The 24,000-nt window shown below is 72.3% G+C and carries 20 protein-coding genes; 13 read left to right on the forward strand and 7 right to left on the reverse strand.

The genetic code is table 11. The features are described from left to right. The first annotated feature begins 4 nt into the window (after nt 1-4). The 4 genes from SXIM_RS25230 to SXIM_RS25245 all read left to right on the forward strand — a co-directional run bounded on the left by SXIM_RS25230 (nt 5) and on the right by SXIM_RS25245 (nt 6,179). A complete protein-coding gene (locus tag SXIM_RS25230) occupies nt 5-1,813 on the forward strand; it encodes a dipeptide/oligopeptide/nickel ABC transporter permease/ATP-binding protein (protein WP_046725192.1) in 1,809 nt (602 codons plus the stop codon). Then, nucleotides 1,810-2,685 (forward strand): ABC transporter ATP-binding protein, encoded by an 876-nt coding sequence (locus SXIM_RS25235; protein ID WP_046725193.1) that lies wholly within the window; start codon nt 1,810-1,812, stop codon nt 2,683-2,685. The genes SXIM_RS25230 and SXIM_RS25235 overlap by 4 nt, the downstream gene beginning before the upstream one ends. Nucleotides 2,686-2,828: 143 nt before the next feature. Then, nucleotides 2,829-5,318 (forward strand): glycoside hydrolase family 2 protein, encoded by a 2,490-nt coding sequence (locus tag SXIM_RS25240; RefSeq protein ID WP_046725919.1) that lies wholly within the window; start codon nt 2,829-2,831, stop codon nt 5,316-5,318. Next, nucleotides 5,319-6,179, forward strand: a complete 861-nt coding sequence (locus tag SXIM_RS25245) for a LacI family DNA-binding transcriptional regulator (protein ID WP_046725194.1) — start codon at nt 5,319-5,321, stop codon at nt 6,177-6,179. Here the strand turns inward: SXIM_RS25245 and SXIM_RS25250 are convergent. The 3 genes from SXIM_RS25250 to SXIM_RS25260 all read right to left on the reverse strand — a co-directional run bounded on the left by SXIM_RS25250 (nt 6,161) and on the right by SXIM_RS25260 (nt 9,452). Further along, complete coding sequence (locus tag SXIM_RS25250; protein ID WP_030731711.1) at nt 6,161-6,730, reverse strand: snapalysin family zinc-dependent metalloprotease; 570 nt, start codon at nt 6,728-6,730, stop codon at nt 6,161-6,163. The genes SXIM_RS25245 and SXIM_RS25250 overlap by 19 nt on opposite strands. A gap of 123 nt (nt 6,731-6,853) precedes the next feature. Next, nucleotides 6,854-7,978, reverse strand: coding sequence for an ATP-grasp domain-containing protein (locus SXIM_RS25255; RefSeq protein WP_324604819.1), 1,125 nt, complete (start codon nt 7,976-7,978; stop codon nt 6,854-6,856). Nucleotides 7,979-8,018: 40 nt separating this feature from the next. Beyond that, nucleotides 8,019-9,452, reverse strand: a complete 1,434-nt coding sequence (locus SXIM_RS25260) for an MFS transporter (protein WP_030731717.1) — start codon at nt 9,450-9,452, stop codon at nt 8,019-8,021. 156 nt (nt 9,453-9,608) lie between these two features. Between SXIM_RS25260 and SXIM_RS25265 the strand changes: the two genes are divergently transcribed. Further along, nucleotides 9,609-10,394 carry a class I SAM-dependent methyltransferase gene (locus SXIM_RS25265; RefSeq protein WP_030731719.1) on the forward strand — a complete coding sequence of 262 codons (786 nt, stop codon included), beginning with the start codon at nt 9,609-9,611 and terminating at the stop codon, nt 10,392-10,394. Nucleotides 10,395-10,480: 86 nt separating this feature from the next. Here the strand turns inward: SXIM_RS25265 and tatA are convergent, their stop codons facing one another. Beyond that, nucleotides 10,481-10,741: a Sec-independent protein translocase subunit TatA gene (gene tatA, locus SXIM_RS25270; protein ID WP_078635416.1), complete on the reverse strand. Its 261-nt coding sequence runs from the start codon at nt 10,739-10,741 to the stop codon at nt 10,481-10,483. A 191-nt stretch (nt 10,742-10,932) separates the two neighbouring features. On the opposite strand from tatA, the gene SXIM_RS25275 reads away from it, so the two are divergent. The 3 genes from SXIM_RS25275 (at nt 10,933) to SXIM_RS25285 (ending at nt 14,374) form a co-directional block, all read left to right on the forward strand. Next, complete coding sequence (locus SXIM_RS25275) at nt 10,933-11,337, forward strand: site-specific integrase (RefSeq protein ID WP_030731723.1); 405 nt, start codon at nt 10,933-10,935, stop codon at nt 11,335-11,337. Nucleotides 11,338-11,580: 243 nt separating this feature from the next. Then, entirely contained in the window at nt 11,581-12,339 is a 759-nt protein-coding gene (locus tag SXIM_RS25280) for an SGNH/GDSL hydrolase family protein (RefSeq protein ID WP_030731727.1), read from the forward strand. Between the two features lie 130 nt (nt 12,340-12,469). Continuing rightward, nucleotides 12,470-14,374: a Dyp-type peroxidase gene (locus tag SXIM_RS25285; protein WP_053116298.1), complete on the forward strand. Its 1,905-nt coding sequence runs from the start codon at nt 12,470-12,472 to the stop codon at nt 14,372-14,374. A gap of 81 nt (nt 14,375-14,455) precedes the next feature. Here the strand turns inward: SXIM_RS25285 and SXIM_RS25290 are convergent, their stop codons facing one another. Beyond that, nucleotides 14,456-16,558 (reverse strand): amylo-alpha-1,6-glucosidase, encoded by a 2,103-nt coding sequence (locus SXIM_RS25290; protein ID WP_046725196.1) that lies wholly within the window; start codon nt 16,556-16,558, stop codon nt 14,456-14,458. A 121-nt stretch (nt 16,559-16,679) separates the two neighbouring features. On the opposite strand from SXIM_RS25290, the gene SXIM_RS25295 reads away from it, so the two are divergent. The 4 genes from SXIM_RS25295 to SXIM_RS25310 all read left to right on the forward strand — a co-directional run bounded on the left by SXIM_RS25295 (nt 16,680) and on the right by SXIM_RS25310 (nt 21,061). Then, nucleotides 16,680-17,735 (forward strand): LacI family DNA-binding transcriptional regulator, encoded by a 1,056-nt coding sequence (locus SXIM_RS25295; protein ID WP_030731736.1) that lies wholly within the window; start codon nt 16,680-16,682, stop codon nt 17,733-17,735. A gap of 88 nt (nt 17,736-17,823) precedes the next feature. Then, the gene (locus SXIM_RS25300; protein ID WP_030731739.1) at nt 17,824-19,071 is read left to right on the forward strand and encodes a sugar ABC transporter substrate-binding protein; all 1,248 of its coding nucleotides are present in this window, start codon (nt 17,824-17,826) and stop codon (nt 19,069-19,071) included. Further along, nucleotides 19,071-20,120: a carbohydrate ABC transporter permease gene (locus tag SXIM_RS25305; protein ID WP_043177282.1), complete on the forward strand. Its 1,050-nt coding sequence runs from the start codon at nt 19,071-19,073 to the stop codon at nt 20,118-20,120. The genes SXIM_RS25300 and SXIM_RS25305 overlap by 1 nt, the downstream gene beginning before the upstream one ends. Then, nucleotides 20,117-21,061, forward strand: coding sequence for a carbohydrate ABC transporter permease (locus tag SXIM_RS25310; protein WP_046725197.1), 945 nt, complete (start codon nt 20,117-20,119; stop codon nt 21,059-21,061). Before SXIM_RS25305 ends, SXIM_RS25310 begins: the two co-directional genes overlap by 4 nt. A 32-nt stretch (nt 21,062-21,093) precedes the next feature. Here the strand turns inward: SXIM_RS25310 and ligD are convergent, their stop codons facing one another. Next, nucleotides 21,094-22,047: a non-homologous end-joining DNA ligase gene (gene ligD, locus SXIM_RS25315; protein ID WP_046725198.1), complete on the reverse strand. Its 954-nt coding sequence runs from the start codon at nt 22,045-22,047 to the stop codon at nt 21,094-21,096. Between the two features lie 76 nt (nt 22,048-22,123). Between ligD and SXIM_RS25320 the strand changes: the two genes are divergently transcribed. Further along, nucleotides 22,124-22,399 carry a DUF2087 domain-containing protein gene (locus tag SXIM_RS25320; RefSeq protein WP_030731749.1) on the forward strand — a complete coding sequence of 92 codons (276 nt, stop codon included), beginning with the start codon at nt 22,124-22,126 and terminating at the stop codon, nt 22,397-22,399. 49 nt (nt 22,400-22,448) lie between these two features. On the opposite strand, the gene gndA is transcribed toward SXIM_RS25320, so the two are convergent. Further along, nucleotides 22,449-23,885: an NADP-dependent phosphogluconate dehydrogenase gene (gene gndA / locus SXIM_RS25325; protein ID WP_030731752.1), complete on the reverse strand. Its 1,437-nt coding sequence runs from the start codon at nt 23,883-23,885 to the stop codon at nt 22,449-22,451. Between the last annotated feature and the right edge of the window lie 115 nt (nt 23,886-24,000).

Raw genomic sequence — 24,000 nt, forward strand, 5'->3', positions numbered from 1 at the left:
GGACATGGCGACCACCACCACCCCGGTACCGGCGGCCACCCCCGCCCGCAGCGGCTGGCGTGCCCTGCTGCCCAGCTGGTCCGCGCGGCTGGGCATCGGCCTCGGCCTGGTCGGGGCCATCGGGATCTTCGGCATCGTCGGCCCGCTGCTGCTCGGCGACCCCGACGCCATCGACAACATGGGCCGCACCCCACCCGGCGCCGACCACTGGCTGGGCACCACCCAGACCGGCCAGGACGTCCTGTCCCAGCTGGCCCACGCCACCCGCGGCTCGCTCCAGATCGGCCTGGCGGTGGGCATCGGCGCCACCGTGCTCTCCGCGCTGTTCGGCGTCATCGGCGCCTACCTCGGGGGCGTGGTGGACGAGGGCTTCTCGCTGTTCTCCAACGTCATGCTGGTCATCCCGGGGCTGCCGCTGGTCATCGTCATCGCCGGATTCGTCCCGCGCGAACAGCGCGGCTGGTGGACCCTGGCCGTGGTGCTGGTGATCACCGGCTGGGCCGCCGCCGCCCGGGTGCTGCGCGCCCAGACCCTCTCGCTGCGCGGCCGCGACTACGTGCTGGCCGCCCGGGTGGCCGGCGAGCGGCACTGGCGGATCGTCACCGTCGAGATCCTGCCCAACCTGCTGCCGCTGATCGCCTCCCAGTTCGTCTTCGCGGTCATCGCCGCGATCCTCGCCGAGGCGGGCTTGGCCTTCCTGGGCCTGGGCGCGCCCAACACCCACACGCTGGGCTCGATGCTCTACTTCGCCCAGAACGGGTTCGCGCTCCAGTACGAGGCCTGGTGGTGGTTCGTGCCACCCGGCCTGGTCATCGCGCTCTTCGGCTGCGGCCTGTCCCTCATCAACTTCAGCATCGACGAGATCATCAACCCAAAGCTGCGCCTGCCCAAGGCCGCGGGACGAGAGACCGGCCGCGTCGCCGACCGCGCCGCCGCGGGCCCCGCCCCCGCGGCCGACCCGGACGCGGTGCTCACCGTCCGGGACCTGGACGTCGTCTACCGCACGGCCGAACCCGTGCACGCCGTACGGAACGTCTCGCTCACCCTGCGGCGCGGCGAAATCCTCGGCCTGGCGGGGGAGTCGGGCTGTGGCAAGACCACCCTCGCCTACGCCGTGGGGCGCCTGCACCGGCCGCCCGCCGAGGTCTCGGCCGGCTCGGTGGTCTTCCACGACCGGTCCGGCACCGACATCGACCTGCTCGCCCTGGAGAAGGAGGAGCTGCGGGCCTTCCGCTGGGACAAGCTCTCCATGGTCTTCCAGGGCGCCATGAACTCCCTCAACCCGGTGATCTCCGTCCACGAGCAACTGGAGGACGTCCTCACCACCCACCGCCCCGGCATGACGGCCGCCGCCCGCCGCGAGCGCTGTGCCGAGGTCCTCACCCTGGTCGGGGTCGACCCGGCCCGCCTGGACTCCTTCCCGCACGAACTCTCCGGCGGAATGCGCCAGCGGGTCATGATCGCCATGGCCATGCTGCTGGACCCGCAGGTGATGATCATGGACGAGCCGACCACCGCGCTGGACGTGGTCGTCCAGCGCGGCATCCTGCGCGAGATCATCCGGCTGCGCGACGAACTCGGCTTCGCCGTCGTCTTCATCACCCACGACCTGCCGCTGCTGCTGGAGCTGAGCGACCACATCGCCGTGATGCGGGACGGGGAGATCATCGAGTACGCCCCGGCCGAGCGGATGTACCACGCTCCCGCCCACCCCTACACCCGGCAGCTGCTGGATTCCTTCCCCTCCCTCACCTCCGAGCGCGGCGCCTTCGTGCGCGGCGGCGGCACCGACCCCGAAGGAGCGCCGCGATGACCACCCTCGAGGTCGCGGACCTGGTCAAGGACTATCCGGTGCGGGCCGGGCTGCGGCACTCGACGCTGCGCGCCGTCGACCATGTCTCCTTCACCCTGCGCCCCGGCCGTACGGTGGCCCTGGTCGGCGCCTCCGGGTCCGGCAAGTCCACCGTGGCCAAGCTGATCGCCCGTCTGGAGCGGCCCACCGGCGGCCAGATCACCGCCACCGGGCCGGACGGCGTCCGTGTGCCCGAGCGGGCCTACCGCGACCACGTGCAGATGGTCTTCCAGGATCCCTTCGCCTCGCTGAACCCCTTCCACACCATCGAGCACCATCTCGCCCGGCCGCTGAAGCTGCACGGCCGCGCGCGGGGCCGGGCGCAGACCAGACAGGCGGCGTACGCCCTGCTGGATCGGGTCAATCTGCGCCCCGCCGCGGCGTACGCGCCGCGCCGGCCGCACGAGCTGTCCGGCGGTCAGCGCCAGCGGGTGGCCATCGCCCGCGCGCTGGCCCCCGGCGCCCAGGTGGTCATCGCCGACGAACCGGTCTCCATGCTGGACGTCTCCATCCGGCTCGGGGTGCTGAATCTGCTGGCGCGGCTCCAGCGCGAGGACCGGCTCGCGGTGCTCTACATCACCCACGATCTGGCCACCGCACGGCACTTCAGCGACGAGATCCTGGTCATGCACCGGGGCAGGATCGTCGAACGCGGCCCGGCCGACGAGGTGATCCTCTCTCCGCGCCACACCTACACCCGGCTGCTGGCCGGGGCCGCCCCCGATCCGGAGGCGCGCGGCCGGTCGCTGAGCGGCGACCCGGGGCGGGTCGCCCCGGAGGATCTGCACCGGGCGTACGACCATCACACCGGCGAGTGGCAGCACTTCGGCTGAGCCGGCGTACGACGGCCCGCGGCGGCTTCCCGCGCGCCGCGGGCTTCTTCTTCTCCTGTTGACTTACTTAATTCGGCTGAGAAACAATCAAGAGCCCGGTCAGGCCACCTCACTCACTGGGGAGTGTTCGCATGGTGCACCCGATGTCCCGCCACCCACTGCACGACGGCTGGCAGCTCACGGCGGCCGGCGGCCCCGTACCCGAGACCATCGCCGGACGCACCGTCCCCGCCCAGGTGCCCGGCAGCGCCCACCTCGACCTGCTCGCCGCCGGACTCATCCCCGACCCCTACCTCGACCGCGCCGAGGAGGAACTGGCCTGGGCCCACCGCGCCCACTGGCGCTACACCACCACCGTGCACGCCGAGCCCGCCGCCCCCACCGAGCGGGTCGACCTCGTCTTCGAGGGCCTGGACACCGTCGCCACCGTCGAACTCGGCGCCCACCGCCTGGGCGAGACAGCCAACATGCACCGCACCCACCGCTTCGGCGTCCGCGACCTGCTCACCACCGGCGAACCGCAGCCCCTCACCGTCACCTTCCGCTCCGCCCTGGAGTACGCGCGAGAGATCGCCGGCCGGCTCGAACCGCGCCCGCACACGAACTTCCACCCCTACAACATGGTGCGGAAGATGGCCTGCAGCTTCGGCTGGGACTGGGGTCCGGACCTCCAGACCGCCGGCATCTGGAAGCCGGTCCGCCTGGAGCGCTGGCACACCGCCCGGCTGGCCCAGGTGCGCCCGCTGATCACCGTCACCGAGGACGGCACCGGCCGCGCCGAGGTGCACGCCGTCATCGAACGCTCCGGCCTGGAGGCCGCCGGTGACCTGGTCCTCACCGCCACCGTCGCCGGCCACCACGCCCGTACCGTCGTCCCGGCCGGCACCGACACCGCCACCGTCACCGTGGAGGTCCCGGACCCCGCCCTGTGGTGGCCGGCCGGCTACGGCGACCAGCCGCTGTACGACCTGGACGTCACCCTCGCGCCGGCCGGCACCGACAGCGGCGCACTCGACGCCTACGCCAAGCGGATCGGCTTCCGCACCCTGGTCCTCGACACCGCCCCCGACGCCACCGGCACCCCCTTCACCTTCGTGGTCAACGGCACCCGGATCTTCGCCAAGGGCGCAAACTGGATCCCCGACGACCACTTCCTCACCCGGATCGACCGCCCCCGCCTCCGGCGCCGCGTCCAACAGGCTCTGGACGCCCACATGAACATGCTGCGGGTGTGGGGCGGCGGTATCTACGAGACCGACGACTTCTACGAGATCTGCGACGAGACCGGCGTCCTGGTGTGGCAGGACTTCCTGCTCGCCTGCGCCGCCTACCCCGAGGAAGAACCGCTGTGGAGCGAGTTCGAGGCCGAGGCCAGGGAGAACATCACCCGCCTCGCCCCGCACCCCTCCCTCGTCCTGTGGAACGGCGGCAACGAGAACCTGTGGGGCTGGCGCGACTGGGGCTGGCAGGAACGGCTGGCCGGCCGCACCTGGGGACTGCGGTACTACACCGAGCTCTTCCCCGCCCTGCTCGCCGAACTCGACCCCACCCGCCCGTACGCGGACGGCAGTCCTTACACCCCCGACGCCCACGTGGACCTCGTGCACCCGAACGAGGCCGACCACGGCACCCGCCACGAGTGGGAGGTGTGGAACCGCAAGGACTACACCACCTACCGTGACCACATCCCGCGTTTCTGCTCCGAGTTCGGCTTCCAGGGCCCGCCCAACTGGCCCACCCTCACCACCTGGATCCACGACGAGCGGCCGCTCACCCCCACCTCCCCCGCGCTGCTGCTGCACCAGAAGGCCGAGGACGGCAACGGCAAGCTGGAGCGCGGCCTGGCCCCCCATCTGCCGCACCCCGAACGCTTCCCCGACTGGCACTGGGCCACCCAGCTCAACCAGGCCCGCGCCGTCGCCTTCGGCATCGAGCACTTCCGCTCGTGGTGGCCGCGCACCGCGGGAACCCTGGTGTGGCAGCTCAACGACTGCTGGCCGGTGGTCTCCTGGGCCGCCGTCGACTCCGAGGAACGCCGCAAGCCCTTGTGGTACGCGCTGCGCCACGCCTTCGCGCCCCGGCTGCTGACCGTGCAGCCCCGCGACGGGGGCACCGCGCTGGTCGCCGTCAACGACACCGGCGAACCGTGGCGGGCGCGGCTGCGCCTGGAGCGGCGCTCGTTCAGCGGTGAGGTCCTGGTCACGGATACGATCTCCCTGTCGGTGGCGGCACGTTCGGCCTCCACCGTGGAACTGGACGCCGCCCTGACGGCGCCCGTCGATGCGGAGCGGGAGGTGCTGGTGGCGGCGGCGGACGAGGTGCGCACGGTGCACACCTTCGGGCCCGATCGCGGCCTGGGCTACGACCCGGCCGCGCTGAGCGCCGACGCGGGCGCGGTGCCCGGCGGCTACCGGGTGACCGTGACGGCCGCTTCCTTCGCCCGGGACGTCAGCGTGCTGGCCGACCGGGTGGCACCGGACGCCGAGGTGGACGATCAGCTGGTGACGCTGCTGGCGGGGGAGAGCCACACCTTCACCGTGCGCACCGGGGCGGATGTGGACCCGGACCTGTTCACCGACCCCGAGGTGCTCTCCTCGGTCAACTCCCTGCACGGGGCGGCGGTGCGGGGCTGAGTGCGCGCGAATGAAGCCATCGGTCTGGTGCTCGCCCGGCCGGCCCGACTGCTCGGCACCGAACCCTTCTTCATGGAGTTCATCGCCGGGATCGAGGAAACGCTGTCCGAGCGCGGCCACTCCCTCCTGCTGCACATCGTGCAGCACCAGGACGAGGAGATCGCCACCCACCGGCGCTGGGCCGAGCGTTCTTTGGTGGCGGCGGTCGTGCTGGTCAACGTCACCACCTCCGACCGCCGCCCCGCAGTGCTGCGCGAGCTGGGCATGCCGGCCGTGATCGCCGGCGGGCTGCGGGACGAGCCGGGCATCCCCGCCGTGTCCACGGACGCGGCGGGGGCGATGCGGGAAGCGCTGGAGCGGCTGCTGGTCCTCGGGCACCGGCGGATCGCCCGGGTGACCGGGCCGGCCGGCCTGCTGCACACCCGGGTGCGCAGCGACACCATGCGCGCCGAGTGCGCGGCGGCCGGTATCGAGCCGCAGCTGGTCGAGGGGGACTACTCGCCCCAGGCGGGGGAGCGGCTGACCGCCGCCCTGCTGAGCGGGCCGCGACGGCCGACCGCGATCCTCTACGACAACGACGTGATGGCGATCGCCGGGCTCGGCGCGGCCCGGGCGGCGGGCGTCGCGGTGCCCGCCGAACTGTCGCTGGTGGCCTGGGACGACTCGGCGATGTGCCGGCTCACCTCGCCACCGTTCACCACCATGACGGTGGACGTGCACCTCTTCGGGACGCTGGTGGCCGACTCGGTGCTGGAGCTGATCGAGGGCCGGCCGGTGGGCGAGCGGTGGTCCCCCGCCGCGCGCTTCACGCCGAGGGGGACCACCGCACCGGTGCCAGGGGATCAGTCCGTGAACAGCTGACGTCCCGGCAGCTGCCCGGTGGCGGCCAGGCTGCCGGCGAAGTAGTTCTCGACGGCGGCCTTCTCCGCCGCGTTCGGGTAGGGGTTGGTGCACGAGGTGCCCGCGGTGGAGCCGGACATCAGGCTGGAGCAGGGGCCGGGCTTGATGTCGGGCAGGCCCAGGATGTGGCCGAGTTCGTGAGCGGCGATCCGGGTGGTGTTGTAGCCGACGGCCTCGCGGCCCATGTAGACGATGCCGTTGCCCAGGCTGGTGCGCAGGGCGCGCGGCCAGCCGTTGTCGGCGATGATGCGGATGTTGGCGCTCTGGCCGGCGGCGGCCGGGGTGAGGCGTACGTTGGCGACGCTCTCGTTCCACACCGCGACTCCCGCGGTCACGGCACTGGCGAACTCGGCCGAGCCGCTGGCGTCATAGGTGAGGACGCGGGCGGCGGCGGTGGGTTCCTCCGCCGGGGCGGCGGGGGCGGCGGTGGCCACTCCCGTGGTCAGGACGAGGGCGGAGACCAGCCCGGTGACGAGGGCGCGTGCCGTGGTGCGGAAGGACCGGAAGGACATCGGTGTGCCTCCATGTGAGGGAGAGTCATGTGCATGACATCTCTGCTCTACCCGTTTCCGGCCCGTCATTCCCCTGAGAAGGCCGCCAAGCCCGCTGCCGAGCTTGGCGGTCGATCGCCGCGATCAGTGCCGGGCGGGTACGGCCGCTGGGCTTTCGACCTCGGCCGCGGTCTCGGTGACCGCGATCCGGCCGCCGAGCCGGGGAACCGGCAGGTCGCCCGGATGGCCGTGCAGCAGCAGCTGGACGGCGGCCCAGGGCAGATTCACCCCGGTGAAGGCCGTCTGGTAGATGCCGGCCGAGGGACGGGGATTCGCCTCCAGCAGCACCGGCCTGCCCCGCAGCCGGCGCAGTTGCACATTGGCGAGATAGGAGAGCCGGAAATGCTCCACCAGCGCTCCGGCGATACGAGCGGGTTCCGGATCGTCCAGCAGCATCCGGTAACGCCCGTCCTTGGCCCGGGGAATGGCGGTCACCATCCGCCCACCCGGTGCCGACAGGGTGTCGACACTCACCTCGGGTCCGTCCAGATAGGGCATGACGATGAATGAGGGTACTTTCTCCTCTTCGTCCGCCGCCCTTTTGAGCGCGTCGGCCACCGCGGTCACCGAAACCAGTGGCCGGGGCGCCTCCAGAAGATCGCGCAGCCGCAGGGGCGCGTCGTCGAAGATCCGGAATCCGAAGGCCGAGAACTCACCCGCCGGTTTGATGCACAGGGTCTCGCCCTCCCGGCCCAGCTCCTCCACCGCCGTCCGCAGCTGGTCGGCGTCGCGCACCACCCGCCACTCGGGCACCGGGATGCCGGCCGCGCGGGCGGCCTCGTACGTGCGGCTCTTGCTGGTGAGGATGTCCACCGCGGACGGCGGTGAGCACATCAGCCGGGTTCCGATCCGCGCGAAGTCCTCGGCCCGTCCCGCCAGCGCGTCGAGTCGCCGCGGGGGTATCAGGACATCGATGCCGTGCCGTTGGCAGAAGTCCAGGGCGAATTCGGCGTAAACGTGATTGTTGACCCGATAGGGTTCGACCTCGCTCACATCACAGGCGGCCAGTGCGGGCGCGGTCGGGCTGATATTGGTGCCGTGGATCCGTACGGCGGCGGCGTCGGGGTTTTCGCGCAACATGCGCATCACCTGAGTGCTGGCGGTCCCCGCGCTGCTGAGCCAAATGCGAAGCGCTATCTCCGTGCTCCCTTCATTGCCGGATGCGTGGCCATGATGGAAATGGATAATAGCTTGAAATGATGACCCCAATGTTTCGGGCCGGCGGGGGAGTTGTCGAAAAGGGGTTGCCTCAGTGGTTTCCCGGACGCTGCCCCGAGGCCGCCAGCCGTTCGGCCGCCCGCCCGGCGGAAGCCTGCGCCCACGGCCCGCTGGTGAGCAGCCCGATGACCAGCACCGACACCGCGCAGACAGTGATGATCCACCACCCGGTCCGCATCGAACCGGCGGCCAGCGCTGTCCCCACCATCGCCACCCCCAGCGCCGAACCCACCTGCCTGCTGGTCGAGGCGATGCCCGCCGCGACCCCCGCCTGGGCCCGCGGCATCCCGGTCACCGCCGTGTTGGTGATCGGCGCGTTCACCAGACCGAAACCGATGCCGAAGAGCACATAGGCCGTGAACAGCCGCGCGTTGTCGCTCTCCGCCTGCCAGCCCGCGAACATCAGCCCGGAAGCGGTGAGCGCGCTCCCCGCCAGCAGCAGCGGCAGCCGGGCCCCGACCCGGTTGATCAGCCACCCCGAGACCGGTGCCAGCACCAGCGTCACCCCCGCCATGGGCAGCAGATACGTCCCCGCCTCCAGCGCCGACAACTGGCGCTGGTCCTGGAGATACAGCGTGTTCAGGAACAGAAAACCGCTCAGCGCGGCGAACGCGCTCACCGCGATCGCGCTGGCCCCGCTGAACGGTGCGCTGCGGAAGAACCGCGGATCCAGCAGCGGTTCGAAGCGCCGCGACTCGTACCACACCAGCGCCGGCAGCGAGAGCGCGGCGACCAGGAAGCAGCCGACGATCGGCGCGCTGGTCCACTCCCCGCGCCCGCCCTCGATGATGCCGAAGGTCAGCGAACCCAGCAGCAGGATCACCAGCAACTGGCCCACCGGATCGATCCGGCGTGCCCGGGGTGCCCGCGACTCCGGGACGAAACGCCGAGTGAGGACGAGTGCGGTGATCCCCACCGGGATGTTGATCCAGAACACCGCCCGCCAGTCGAACGCCTGCACCAGCGCGCCGCCGACGATCGGCCCCGCCGCCATGGAGATCCCCACCACCCCGCCCCACAACCCGATGGCCCGCGCCAACTCCTTCGGGTCGTGGAAGGTGTTCCTGATGATCGACATGGCCACCGGGTTGAGCATCGAGCCGCCCAGCGCCTGGAGCATCCGGAAACCGACCAGCCAGCCGAGCCCCGGCGCCAGCGCGCACAGCAGCGAGCCCGTCGTGAAGATCACCAGCCCCGTCGTGAACACCCGCCGCCGCCCCAGCCGGTCCGCCATCGACCCCGACAGCATCAGGAACGAGGCCAGCACGAGGGTGTACGCGTCCACCGTCCACTGCAGCCCCGACACATCGGCGTTCAGGTCCCGCCCCAGCGAGGGCAGCGCCACATTCAGCGCCGTGATGTCCAGACTGACGATCAGCAGCGACATGCAGCAGATCGCCAGCACCAGCATCCGCCTGCGGCGCGGCAGCGCGTCGACGCTCTGATCGGTTCCGGTGCCCGGCATCTCGCTCCTGCCCTCGGTCGGCCGTGCTCGCCTCCGCAGCCTCGCGCAGCCGCGGCGGATATCCCACCACCCGCGCCGACCGCATGCCGGTGCGTCCGGACGCCGCCCGGCGATATCCGGTGGCGGCGGGCCGCGACCCGGTGGCAGCCTGGGCGGATGGCGAGCACCGTGCGGGACTTCGAGGACCTCCTGACGGAGGCGGAGGCCGCCTCCGTCGACGGCTGGGACTTCTCCTGGCTGGCGGGCCGGGCCGAGGAGGAACGGCCCCCGTGGGGATACGCCCGGCTGCTGGCCGCCCGGCTCGCCACCGTGGAAACGGCCCTGGACCTGGACACCGGCGGCGGCGAGGTCATCGACGAGGCGCCCGTCCTGCCCCCGCGGATGACCGTCACCGAGTCCTGGCCGCCCAACGTCGCCCTCGCCACCGCCCGGCTCGGCCCGCGCGGGGTACGGGTGGTGACCCCGCGGGCCGACGGCCGGCTGCCGTTCGCCGATGGCTCCTTCGACCTGGTGACCGCCCGGCACCCGGTGCGCACCGACTGGCCGCTCATCGCCCGGCTGCTGCGCCCCGGCGGCGCGTTCTTGGCCCAGGAGGTCGGCCCGCGCAGCGCCGCCGAGCTGACCGAGCACTTCCTGGGGCCGCAGCCGGGGCCGGACGGCCGGGAGCCGGCGACCGCCCGCGCGGCGGCCGAGGCCGCCGGGCTGCGCGTGGTGGACCTGCGCACCGCCTCGCTGCGCATGGTCTTCCACGACATCGGCGCCGTCGTCTGGTTCCTGCGCAAGGTCATCTGGATCGTGCCCGGATTCACCGTCGCGGCGCACCGCCCCGCGCTGCGCCGCCTGCACGAGCGGATCCGCGCCGAGGGCCCGTTCCTCGCCCACAGCAGCAGATTCCTGATCGAGGCCCGCAAGCCGGGACGCGCCTCCGCCGCCGGCCGCTGACGCCGCCCGGCCCGGGGAGGGGGCCGCACACGCAACGCGCCCCGCGGACCGTCGGGCGGCACGCGGGGCGCGGGGTTACGAAGGCTTCATGAACTCACGGGCGGCTGGTGCACGGGCTCTGGAGCCTGCTGCGGATGCTGGAGCTGTGGGACCGGCTGGACGGGCTGGGCCTGCTGCTGCGGCTGGTGGGGCTGAGGCTCCTCCGTCTTCAGCGCGGCGGCCTCGCTCTTGAGGATCCGCAGCGACTTGCCGAGCGCCCGTGCCGTGTCCGGCAGCCGCTTCGACCCGAAGACGACCAGTACCACCAGAGCGACGACCAGCAGATGCGTGGGTCCGATCTGGCCCATGGGGTCACCTCGTCTTTCTCACCCTGAGGGGTGTAGCGATACCCCCGGTGATCGCACCCTAGTGGAGTCCGGTAAAGACAGGGCAATGCGGGGGTAATGGACACGCCCGGGCCGAGAAAGTGGATCATCCCCGTCACAAACCGATCGCACTTCTGTACGGGCCATGGCCAAAGGGTGGATACTGCGTGGCCATGACCACCAGTGCAGAATCCGTCACCCCCGACCGGCTGACGGCCCTCCTCGACGATGAGTCCATTGACATCGTGCACCGCGCGCTGTGGCAGCTGCTGTGGGAGAGCGAGGTGCGGGTGATGGATCTGCTGTCGCTCGAAGTGCCCGACATCGACCTCGGCGAGCGCAGCATCAGACCCGAGGCCGCCTCCCGTGCGGCCGCCCTCCCGGACGGCGGTGTTCCGCTGTCCGACCGCGCGCTCACCCTCCTCACGGCCCTGATCGGGGGGCGCACAGCCGGCCCGCTGTTCGCCGCCGGGCCGCGCGCGCTCACCTGGGACGAGGCCAGCCGCACCGCCGTCGCACAGGGCTACGCCATTCACGCTTTCCGGATCGGCGGAAAACGCCACCGGCAGGCCGTCTGACCCCAGCCCGGTCAGGGGCCGGGGCGCCCCGTCGCCCTGCGCCGCCGGATCCCGGATGGCGCCGTCGCCGCCCACCGGCCGGACGGCGCCACCCAACACCCTCACCCGGTGACCGCGCCCGCCGCCTTCCCCAACCCACCGCCCTGGGGCACCATGTGAGAGTTCGTCCGGTGGGGGCTGCACCGGGCCACGCGGCAGCACCGCCGTATGCCCGGCCGACCCGACACACCGGGAGCCGCACCCATGAACCCCCTGACCGCACGTACCGCACCCCGATACGCTCTGATCCTCGCCGTCGCCCTCGCCCTGCTGGGCCTCACCCTGGCCCAGACCGGCACCGCCCGGGCCGCCACGGGCCAGGGCGTCACCCCCTCGGCCGCCGCCACCCGGATCATGCCGCTGGGCGACTCCATCACCGGTTCCCCCGGCTGCTGGCGCGCCCTGCTGTGGCGTGATCTGGTGGACGGCGGCCACAGCGACATCGACTTCGTCGGCACCCAGGCCCCGCAGGGCTGCGGCTTCCCGCACGACGGCGAACACGAGGGGCACGGCGGCTATCTCGCCACCGGCATCGCCGACCAGAATCTGCTGCCCGGCTGGCTCGCCGCCACCACCCCCGACGTCGTCCTGATGCACCTGGGGACCAATGACGTGTGGAGCGCCCGCCCGACCCCCGTCATCCTCGACGCCTACACCACCCTGGTCCGTCAGATGCGCGAGTCCAACCCCGGCATGCGCGTCCTGGTCGCCCAGATCCTGCCGATGGCCCCGGCCAACTGCGCGGACTGCGGCTCCCGGGTCACCGAGCTGAACGACGCCATCCCCGGCTGGGCCGCCGGACTGTCCACCGCCGCGTCCCCCGTCACCGTGGTCGACCAGTGGACCGGCTTCTCCACCGCCACCGACACCACCGACGGCGTCCACCCCAACGACTCCGGCACCCGCAAGATCGCCGACCGCTGGTACCCGGCGGTGGTGGCCGCCCTCACCGGGGCCGTCTGACGCGTCATTCCCACGGACGAGTGGACACAAGGCGCAAAGCCACTCATAAGTGGCACCCGATGGATAGGTTCGCTGGCGCACCCCCGGAACCCCCTCCGACGCGTCGCACCCGTCCACCACCGGAGAGCCGATGGTCCACTCGTCCACCCGCCCCGCCGGCCGCCCCGGCACGGCGGACATCCCCGAACAGAGCACCTCCGAGCAGCCCCAGCTGCCGCTGCGGCAGTCCACCGAGATCCAGGGCGATGTGATCGCCGGCTTCAAGAAGGACCATGTCCAGCTGATCTTCGCCAAGTTCAAGGACCGGCGGCGCGCCAGGACCTGGCTGCGCAGACTCAGCGGGCGCGTCGCCACCACCAAGGACGTCGCCGCGTTCAACACCTCCTTCAGCCGGGCCCGGCGGTACGCGGCCGGAGAGGACCCGGTGGACCTCGCCGCCGTGTGGCGCGGCGTGGCCTTCACCTACCAGGGGCTCACCGAACTGCTCGACGGTGCCCCGCTGACGGACATCCCGAAGGGCAGCACCCAGGAGGCGTTCGCCCAGGGACCGGCCCGGCGCAAGGAGATCATCGGCGACATCGAGGACAGCGACCCGGCGCAGTGGCTGTTCGGTGGCGAGGAGCAGCACGCCATCCACCTCGTGCTCACCCTCGCCGCCGACCGGCACACCGACCTCCAGGCCGCCCTGGAGGAGGAGCGGGCCTGGATGGCGGCCCAGCACGTGGCCATCGTCTTCGAGCAGGAGGGCAACACCCTCAAGGAGGGGCTGCGCGGCCACGAGCACTTCGGCTTCAAGGACGGCATCAGCCAGCCCGGCGTACGGGACTTCGACGAGGAGGACCCCGGACGCCCCGACTACCACCGCACCAAGCCGGGCACCCGCCTGATCACCCCCGGTGAGTTCGTTGTCGGGATGGCCCCGGACCACCGCTACCCGGCGGGGCTGCCCCGCTGGATGCGCAACGGATCCTTCCAGGTGGTGCGCCGCCTCGCCCAGGACGTGCCCGGCTGGTGGGGGCAGATCGAGGAGAACCTGAAAGTCCTCCAGGAAGCGGGCGCGGCCCCGGAGGAGGCCACCAAGGAGTGGGTCGCCGCCCGCCTGGTGGGCCGCTGGCCCTCGGGGGCGCCCGTCGCCAAGTGCCCCGACGCGGATGTCGCCGCCCCGCCGTGCGCGGACAGCGACAACGACATCAGCTTCGCGGACGACCTGGACGGGCGCACCACCCCGCTCTTCTCCCACCTGCGCAAGACCAACCCGCGCGACGGACTGCTGCCGCGCCGCGACTCGCCGACCGTCGTGGAGGAGGACGGCATGCTGGACGGGCGCCGGCTGATGCGCCGCAGCATCCCCTACGGTCGTCCCTACGACCCGCAGGGCACCCCCGGCCAGCGCGCGGACGCCCCGCGCGGCCTGGTCTTCATCTGCTACCAGTCGGACATCGCGGCCCAGTTCGAGTTCGTCCAGTCGACCTGGGTGAATGCCGACAACTTCCCCGAGCGCCGTGACGCGGTGGGCCGCGACCCGCTCATCGGCCGGGACACCGATGTCTCCTTCCCGGCGAGTTCGGACACCACGACGACCTGCCCGTTGCGCTTCGAGCGGTTCGTGCGCACCGAGGGCGCCGTGTACGCCTTCACCCCCTCGCTGACCGCGCTGCGCGAACTGGCGGAGGGCCGGGTCCCGGTCGGCGGCGACCCGCCCAGCGACCAGGTGGTGCCCGGCGACACCGCACTGCGCCGCCTGGAGGTGATCAGCGCCTACAAGGCCCGCTTCCGGCTGGAGGGCAACAACTACGTCATCCGCGACGAGAACGAGGACCGGCTGTGGACCTCGGACAACACCAACCCGGCGGTGGCCGGCGGCACCTTCACCGAGGACGGTGACCTGGTGCTCAACGGTCCCCGGGGCGAAGTCGTGTGGAGTCTGGGCACCGGCGGCCATCCGGGCGCCACCCTGGTCGTCGGCGTGGACGGCGATGTCTCCATCAGGACGGCGGAGGGCGAGACCGTCTGGCACAGCGACACCGCGCACTGAGCCGGAGCCCGCACCCCGGGAGGCCCCGGGCCCGTGCCGTGGGCGCACCCACGGCACGGGCCCGGCCCGTACCCGGCCGACTCAGCCGCGCCGTACCCGGATGCCGCCCGGTGCCCGCACCTCGGTCGTGCCGTCGGCGGCCACCGAGATCTCCAGAGGTTCGCCCGCGACCCGCAGCCCGGCCGCCCGCAGCGGCCGGAACCGCTCACCGACCCGCGGCGCCACCGTCAGCGTGCCGCCCGGTACGTCCGCCGTCAGGCCGAGCACCGAGGACAGCACCTGGACGGAGGAGGCCGCCGCCCACGCCTGCGGCCGGCAGGACGCGGGGTAGGGGAGTGGACGCGCGCTCACCTCGCTGCCCCAGCCCGCGAACAGCTCCGGAAGCCGACCGTCGAAGGCGTCCGCCGCCCGCACCAGACCGGCCGCCAGCGCCCCGGCCTGCTCGGGGAAGCCGGCCCGGGTCAGCCCGTGCACGGCGATCGCCGTGTCGTGCGGCCACACCGAACCCACGTGATAACCCAGCGGGTTGAAGCCGCCCATCCGCGAGCTGTAGGTCCGCAGCCCGAACCCGGAGTCCAGCTCGGCGCCGCCCAGCCGGGCCGCCAGCAGCGCGCTCTCCTCCCGGTCCAGCAGGCCGGTGCCCAGCAGATGCCCGAACTGCGAGGTCACCGAGTCCACCGGCCGCTTCTCCCCGTCCAGGGCGATCGCCGGGTAGGCGCCCCGCGCGTCCCGCACCCAGAACCGCTCCCGGAAGCGTGTCTTCAGCCGCTCCGCCCACTCCTCCCAGCGGTCCGCTCCCGGCCGGCCGAAGGCGCGCAGCAGCGCCGCGCCGCCGATGGCCGCCTCGTACGCGTACGCCTGCACCTCGCTGAGCGCGATCGGCGCCTTCGCCTGCCGCCCGTCGCGGAAGCGGATGGAGTCCCCGGAGTCCTTCCAGCCCTGGTTGGCCAGGCCCTGTCCGGTCTCGTCGATGTACTCCAGGAAGCCGTCGCCGTCCGCGTCGCCGTGGTCGCTCATCCAGGCCAGCGCCGACTCGGCGTGCGGCAGCAGCGCCGCCACCTCTTCTTCGGCCAGGCCCCAGCGCCAGGCGTCGTGCAGCACCGTCACCCACAGCGGGGTGGCGTCCACCGTGCCGTAGTAGAGCGGCGGCAGCACCACGCCCTCGTGGGGGATGGTGAGCGCCTCGCGCCGCACCTCGTGCAGGATCTTGCCCGGCTGCTCCTGCGAGGAGGCGACGGTGGCGGTGCCCTGCCGGCGGGCCAGCGTCCGCAGCGTACCGGCGGCCAGCTCGGTGCCCAGCGGCAGCAGCATCCGCGCCGACAGCAGCGAGTCCCGCCCGAAGAGGGTGGCGAACCAGGGCGCGCCCGCGGCCAGGAACACATCCTCCGGTGCCTGCGGATCGCTCAGCAGCAGCCGCTGGAGATCCGCGTGCGACTGGGTCACCCACGCGTCCAGTGCCCGGTCCGCGCTGCGCACCTGGGGGGCCGCCCACGGCGCGGTGCCCGGGGCCGGTGCCGTGAACGGCTGCGGGGTGGTGTCCGAGGCCCGGCACACCAGCTCGGCGTCCCAGCGTTCGCCGGGGGCCAGCGCCACCTCGTAGCGCAGCACGCCCTCGGCGGAGATCGCGTCCGGCGCGGGCGAGGCGGTGAGGGTCACGGTCAGCGTGTCCTCCTCCCACACCAGGGACCGGCCCTCGACGCGGGGCGGTACGGGGGTGGTCACGTCGCCGGACTTGACCCGGTCCATCGGGGCCAGGTCGGTGCCCGTGGTGATCAGCACCCGCACCAGGGCGGGCCGGGAGCCGTGGTTGGCGATCTCGAAGGCCTCGGTCAGCTCACCGGGGGCCAGGGAGCGCAGCCGTTCCAGGGTGACCGCCGGGTCGGCCGTGGACTGGGCCACGCCGCGCAGCACGGACCGGAACCGCGCGGTGTCCGCGCCCTCGGGGCCACCGCCGACCGGGGCCAGCGGCACCCCCTGGACGGCGACCTCCAGGCGGGCCAGCGCGCGGCGGTCGCTGTGGTAGAAGCCGTCCACCCCGCGCCGCAGTTGTCCGTCGGGGCGGGAGACGGCGAAGCTCGGCGCGTACAGCGTGACGCAGGCGTCGTGCAGGAAGGGCTGCATGCCCGCCGCCGCCGCTGGATCGGCCTGCGGCTCGTTCGTTATCGCCGAGGACTTGACACTCATGAGCGCGGATACCAATCTTCTGAGTCATTGGAGCGTTCCAAGAAATGTAGATGCAGTTCACCGCTGCGGCAATCCGTCTGGATCGCTCCAATCCCACAGGCTCGGTGATCAGGAGGCAGCGATGGCGCGTACGCCCAGCCGGACGGCAGGCAAGGCGGGAGGTGTGACGCTCGCCATGGTCGCCCGCCGGGCCGGAGTTTCCCCGCAGACCGTGTCCAACGCGATCAACGCCCCCGAACTGCTGCGGCCCGAGACACTGGAGCGGGTACGGCAGGCCATCGACGTCATGGGCTACCGCCCGCACCGCGCGGCCCAGACGCTGCGCACCCGCTCCAGCCGGCTGATCGGTTACGGCGTGCAGTCGGTGGAGGTGGACCGTTCCACCCCGGTCATGGACCGCTTCCTGCACGCGCTGACCCAGACCGCCGAGGCGGCCGGCCACCGGATCCTGCTGTTCGCGGTGCCGGCCGGATCCCGGCTGCTGACCCCGTACCAGGAGCTGGTGGACGACTACAGCGTCGACGGCTTCGTGCTCAGTGACACCACCCGGGGCGACCGCCGTCAGGCCTGGCTGGAGAAGCACGACATCCCCTTCGCCGCGTTCGGGCGGATGTGGTCCGAGCGGCAGATCGGCGACTGGGTGGACGTCGACGGCACCACAGGCGTCGAGCGGGCCGTGGACCACCTGGCGGAGCTGGGCCACCGCAAGATCGCCTTCCTGGGCTGGCCGCGCGGCTCGGGCGCCGGCGATGACCGCGCCGCCGGCTGGAAGGCCGCGATGAGCCGGCACCGGCTGCCGGTGCGCGGGCTGCGCGCCGAGAGCATCGACGACGTGGACGCCGCCAGGACCGTCGCCCTGCGGCTGCTGGACACGGGTGTGAGCGCCATCGTCGCCGTCTCCGACACCCTGGCCCTGGGCTGCTACCGGGCGCTGCGCGACCGCGGCCTGACCCCCGGCGACGAGGTCTCGGTGACCGGCTTCGACGACTCCCCGGCCGCCGCCCACGTGGCCCCCGGGCTGACCTCCCTGACCCAGCCGATGGACGTGGTCGGCGCCGAGTGCGTCCGTCTGCTGCTGGCCCGGATCGCCGACCCCGACCGGGAGCCCGAGCACATCCTGCTCGAACCCGAGCTGGTGATTCGCGAGTCCACCGCCCCACCCCGGTCACCCATGTGACATATCCGATACCTTTCGCCGCATTCTGACCAAATCCGACTCATCTGACGTTTCATACGATCGAGCTGCACCCTCAATGGAGAGACCCATGGCCACACGACGCACCACCTGGCTCGCCCTCACCTCGGGCATAGCCCTGCTCGCCACCGCGGGCTGCTCCTCCAGCTTCGGCGGGGACGGCGAGACCGAGCAGAAGACCGGTGGCAAGCAGGAGCTGACCGTCCTCATCGGCACCTCGGGCGACGCCGAGACGGCCGCCGTCAAGGCCGCCGCCACCGCCTACGAGGCGGCCTCCGGGAACACGGTCGACGTCCAGGTCGCCCAGGACCTCAACCAGCAGCTCGGTCAGGCCTTCGCCGGGAACAACCCGCCGGATGTCTTCTACGTCGAGACGCACCAGTTCGCCAACTACGCCTCCGGCGGTTCGCTGTACGCCTACGGCGACCGGATCAGTGACGTCGAGGACTTCTCCGCCTCCCTGCGCCAGTCCTTCACCTACGAGGACCAGCTGGTGTGCGTCCCCAAGGACACCTCCTCGCTCGGCCTGATCGTCAACGACGACCTGTGGGCCGCCGCCGGCCTCACCGAGGACGACTACCCGCGCGACTGGGAGGACCTGGAGCGCGTCGCCGGCGAGCTGACCACCGGATCCGTCACCGGCCTGGTCACCAGCAACGAGTACCAGCGGCTCGGCGCCTTCATGAAGCAGGCCGGCGGCTGGATCACCGACCCCGCCCAGGGCGAGATGACCGCCGACAGCCCCGAGAACCTCCAGGCCCTCACCTTCGTCCAGGACATGCTCAAGGACGGCACCTGGAAGTTCCACCAGGACGTCGACGCGGGCTGGGCCGGCGAGGCATTCGGCAAGGGCGACGCCGCCATGACCATCGAGGGCAGCTGGCTGGCCGGCGCGATGGAGAACGACTTCCCCGACATCGAGTACACCGTCCTGCCGCTGCCCGAGGGCCCGGCCGGCGCGGGCACCCTCGCCTTCACCAACTGCTGGGGCGTCGCCGAGAAGAGCGCCCACCGGGACGCCGCCGTCGAGCTGGTCGAGTTCCTCACCCAGCCCGAGCAGCAGATCGCCATGGGTGACGCCTTCGGCGCCGTGCCCTCCCGCGAGTCCGCCGCCGCCGACTACCTGGACGCCCACCCCGGCATCGACGCCTGGGGCGCCACCGGGGACCACGTCCAGGGCCCCGTGACCGTGGGCGGCTTCGACCGCGTCCTGTCCCAGTTCAACACCGACCTGGAATCCCTGCGGACCGCCGACCCGGCCAAGATCCTCGCGGATCTGCAGAGCTACGGTGAGGCGGCCCTGGGAGCGGGCAACTGATGCACAAGCCCGCACTGCGCGGTCGGCAGGGGCCGTGGGGCTGGCTGTTCGTCAGCCCCGCGGTCCTCGTCCTCGGCCTGTTCCTCGCGCTGCCCATCGTGATGGCGCTGTGGGTCAGCCTGCTGGACTGGAACGGCCAGTCCAACCCCTTCACCGGGGGACAGGCCACCTTCGTCGGCCTGGACAACTACCGCGATCTGCTCACCCAGGACGGCCTGGACCGCACGCTGTTCGCCACATCGCTGCGCAACAACGCCTACTACGTCCTGCTGTTCGTCCCGCTGTCGACCGGTCTGGGTCTCACCCTGGCCATGATTGTCAACCAGCGGATGCTGCGCGGCCGTTCCCTGCTGCGCACCACCTTCTACTTCCCCTCGGTGACCAGCACCATCGCGGTCTCCACGATCTTCCTCTTCCTCTTCCAGGGCAGCGGCGCCGTCAACAGCCTGCTCTCCTGGATCGGGATCAAGGGCCCCAACTGGTTCGCCGACCCGCGCGGCGTGGTGTGGGTGACCCTGGGCAACCTCGGCCTGGTCGACCCCGAGCAACCCTCCGGGCTGCTCGCCGACCACAGCTTCATGGGCCTGTCCTGGTTCGAGTGGCTTTCTGGACCCTCGGTGGCGATGTCCACGATGATCCTGCTCGCCACCTGGACCACCTCGGGCACCTTCATGCTGATCTTCCTGGCCGCGCTCCAGGACATCCCCCGCGAACTGGAGGAAGCGGCCGCCCTGGACGGCGTCAACCGCCGCCAGCTGCTGCGCCACGTCACCCTGCCCGCGCTGCGCCCGGTGCTGTTCCTGGTGCTCACCCTCGCCCTGATCGGCAGCTGGCAGGTCTTCGACATGGTGTACGTGATGGGGCAGGGCGCCCCGGGCAACACCACCCTCACCCCGGCGTTCATGTCCTACCAGTCGGCGTTCAAGAACGCCGACTACGGTCAGGGCGCGGCCATCGCCTTCATCCTCTTCGCGATCATCCTCGTGCTCACCGGCGCCCAACGCTGGCTGCTGCGCGAACGCGGCCCACGCCAAGGGAGGCGGCGATGACCACGACCACCACGGCGGGACCGCCCGCCCCGGCCCCGCGGCGTCCCCGCCGCGCCCGCCGGGTCCGCAGCACCGAGCAGCCGGTCCTCGGCCGCTCACCCGTCATCTGGCGGGTGCTGGGCTACGCCCTCGTCATCGGCCTGGCCTCGCTGTACGTCATGCCGTTCGTCATCCAGCTGGCCACGAGCTTCAAGACCAACCCGGACGCCGCGGCCAACCCGCTGTCGCTGTGGCCCGCCACCCCGACCACCGCCGCCTACCAGCGGCTGTTCGGGCTGAGCGAGTCCCACGAGACCGTGCCCTTCCTGCGCTGGCTGGGCAACTCCGCCTTCGTCACCGTCCTGGTGACCGCGGGACGGGTGCTGTTCGACTCGATGGCCGGCTACGCCCTGGCCCGGCTGAAGTTCCCCGGCCGTCGGCTGCTGTTCCTCTTCCTGCTCGCCGTGATGGCGGTGCCCGGCATCGTGCTGCTGATCCCCAAGTTCCTGGTCCTGTCGACCTTCGGGATGTTCGACACCTACGCGGGCATGGTGATCCCGCTGCTGGTGGACGCGGCCGGGATCTTCATCATGAAGCAGTTCTTCGAGTCGGTGCCCAGGGAGGTCGAGGAGGCCGCGCGGATCGACGGCGCCGGGGTGTTCCGCATCTACTGGTCGGTGGTGCTGCCCATGGCCAGGCCCGCGCTGATCACCCTCACCATCCTGTCCTTCCAGGGATCGTGGAACGAGTTCACCCACTTCCTGGTCTCCACCCAGTCGGCCGAGTACGAGACGCTCACCACGGGCCTGGCCCGGCTGGTCTCCGGCGGCCTGGGCAGCGGCGGGCAGTTCCCGCTGAAGCTGGCGGCGGCGGCGCTGTCCACCATCCCGGTGGCCATCCTGTTCTTCTGCTTCCAGCGCTACTTCATCCGGGGCGCCAACGCCGGTTCCGTCAAGGAGTGAGCGCTCCCCGGGGGCCGCTGGGCGGGGATCCGTCAGGCGGCCCCCCCGGGCCGGACCACCTCCCCGGGGGTCTTGTCCGGACGCAGCCCGCGCCAGGACGGCTGCCGCAGCCGGCCGTCGCGGGTCCAGGCCCGGTAGGCGGCCTCACCCACCAGCGCCGGGTCCACCCAGTGGGCCCGGCGCCCGTGCTCGCGCGGCACCGGGTCGGCGAACGGCGGATCCGCCCGGGCCAGCGGCCCCAGCAACGCCAGCAGTTCGGCCAGCATCCCCCGGGTGAACCCCGAACCCACCCGGCCCAGATAGCGCAGCCCGCCCCCCTCGTCGTACGCGCCCACCAGCAGCGAACCGATCGACCCGCCGCGCTGCCCCGCCCCCGGCTGCCAGCCGCCGATCACCACCTCCTGGGTCCGCACCAGCGGCTTCTTCACCCACAGCGGCGACCGCCGCCCGGGCCGGTAGCGGGAGTCGAGCCGCTTGGCGACCAGCCCTTCCAGGCCGTTCGCCCGTGCCACCTCCAGCAGCTCGTCGGGCCGCGCCCGGGGCCCGGCGTAGAACGGCGGCACCGCCAGCCGTGACTCCGGCGGCGGGGCCAGCGAGGCGAGGACGGCCCGCCGCCGCTCGTACGGCTCCTCCAGCAGCCCGCGCCCCTCGTGCCACAGTACGTCGAAGGCGAAGAACACCACCGGCGTGTACGGCGGCTGCGCGCGCCGCTGCAGCAGTCCGAAGTCGGGCCGGCCCGCCGCGTCCAGCGCCACGATCTCCCCGTCCAGCACGACCGGCCCGGCCTCGATCTCCGCCAGCTCCGGGTAGCGCCCGGTGAAGTCGTTGCCCGCCCGGCTGGTGGCGCGCACCGACCCGCCGGCTCCGATCCGCAGACAGCACCGGTAGCCGTCCCACTTGTACTCGTACCCCCAGGCCCCGGTGGGCGGCTCGCCCTCCACCGCCAGCATCGGCGGCACCCACAGTGGTACGTCCTCCTCGGGCATGCCCCCAGTACACCGGTGGCGCGGGCGGGCGCAAAACAGGTTGCCCACGCGGCGGCCCGCTGCCACCCTTCCGGCCATGACCGAGGACCCCACCGGCACCGCCCACGACATATCGGCCCTGTTCGCCCGGGGCCGGTTGATCGCCATCCCGCGCCGCGCCGCCCGGCGCGAGCAACTGCTCCGTCATCTCGCGGACACCCTCTTCGAGCGCGAGCGCGCTTACCACGAGCGGGAGATCAACGAGGCCCTGCACACCGTCCACCACGATGCTCCGGCCCTGCGCCGCTATCTGGTGGAGTCCGGCCTGCTCACCCGCACCCGCGACGGCGCGACCTACCGCCGCGCCCGCTGACGCCCGCGGCGCGGCGCGGGCGGTGTCGCCCGCCCACGCCGCGTGCCGCTCAGGCCCCGACCTCGGAGCGGTCCCCGCCCCACAGCGTGTGGAAGGCCCCCTCCCGGTCGGTGCGCCGGTAGGTGTGGGCCCCGAAGTAGTCCCGCTGGCCCTGCACCAGCGCCGCCGGGAGCCGCTGGGCGCGCAGCGCGTCGTAGTACGCCAGCGCCGCCGAGAAGCCCGGCGCCGGCACACCCAGCTGGGCCGCCGTGGCGACCACGTGCCGCCAGGCGTTCTGGGCCCGCTCCAGCGCGTCCCGGAAGGTGCCGTCCGCCAGCAGCGTCACCGGCGGCTCGCCGCCCGCGTACGCCGCGCGGATCTCGTCCAGGAACCGGGCCCGGATGATGCAGCCGCCGCGCCAGATCGCCGCCACCGCGCCGGGGTCGATGTCCCAGCCGTACTCCTGGCTGCCCGCCTGGATCTGGTGCCAGCCCTGCGCGTACGCCACGATCTTCGACGCGTACAGCGCCGCCTCCACATGGTCGGCGAACTGCGCCGCGTCGTCGGGGTGCAGCTCGGGCCGCTTGGGGCCGGGCAGCAGCTGCGCGGCCTCGCGCAGCGCGCCGTGCCCGGACAGCGAGCGGGCGAACACCGCCTCCGCGATGCCGGACACCGGCACCCCCAGATCCAGGGCGATCTGCACGGTCCAGCGGCCCGTGCCCTTCTGCTCCGCCTGGTCGGCCACCACGTCCACGAACGGCCGGCCGGTGGCCGCGTCGGTGTGCGCCAGCACCTCGGCGGTGATCTCGATCAGGTACGAGTCCAGCCGGCCCTCGTTCCAGGTGCGGAACACCTCGGCGATCTGCCCCGGCTGGTACCCCGCGACCCGGCGCAGCAGGTCGTACGCCTCGGCGATCAGCTGCATGTCGGCGTACTCGATGCCGTTGTGCACCATCTTGACGAAGTGTCCTGCGCCGTCCGGGCCGATGTGCGTGCAGCACGGCTCGCCGTCCACCCGCGCGGCGATCGACTCCAGCAGCGGGCCGAGCGACGCGTAGGAGGCGGCGGAGCCGCCCGGCATGATGGACGGGCCGTGCAGCGCGCCCTCCTCGCCGCCGGAGATCCCGCAGCCCACGAAGTGCAGCCCGCGCTCGCGCAGCGCCGCCTCGCGCCGCCGGGTGTCCGCGAAGTGCGCGTTGCCGCCGTCCACGATCACATCACCCGGCTCCAGCAGCGGTGCGAACTCGTCGATCACCGCGTCCGTGGCCTCACCCGCCTTCACCATGATCACCAGCTTGCGCGGCCGCTGCAGCGCCGCGACGAAGTCGGCCGCCGACTCGGCCGGCACGAACTCACCCTCGTGGCCGAACTCCTCCACCAGTTGCCGGGTCCTGGCGGCGGTCCGGTTGTGGACGGCCACCACATGGCCGTGCCGGGCGAGGTTGCGCGCCAGATTGCGCCCCATCACCGCAAGTCCCGTCACACCGATCTGAGCCTGCCCCGTCATCGCGTCATCTCCCGCCGGTAGGGGGTCGTGGTCCTGACCCATGCAACCAGGCCGCCGCACCTTCGCACGCGTGTGTCCACGATCCGGTGCCCCCGTGCCGCGGGTGCGGTCCGCT

The sequence above is a fragment of the Streptomyces xiamenensis genome, assembly GCF_000993785.3.
Lineage (GTDB): Bacteria > Actinomycetota > Actinomycetes > Streptomycetales > Streptomycetaceae > Streptomyces > Streptomyces xiamenensis.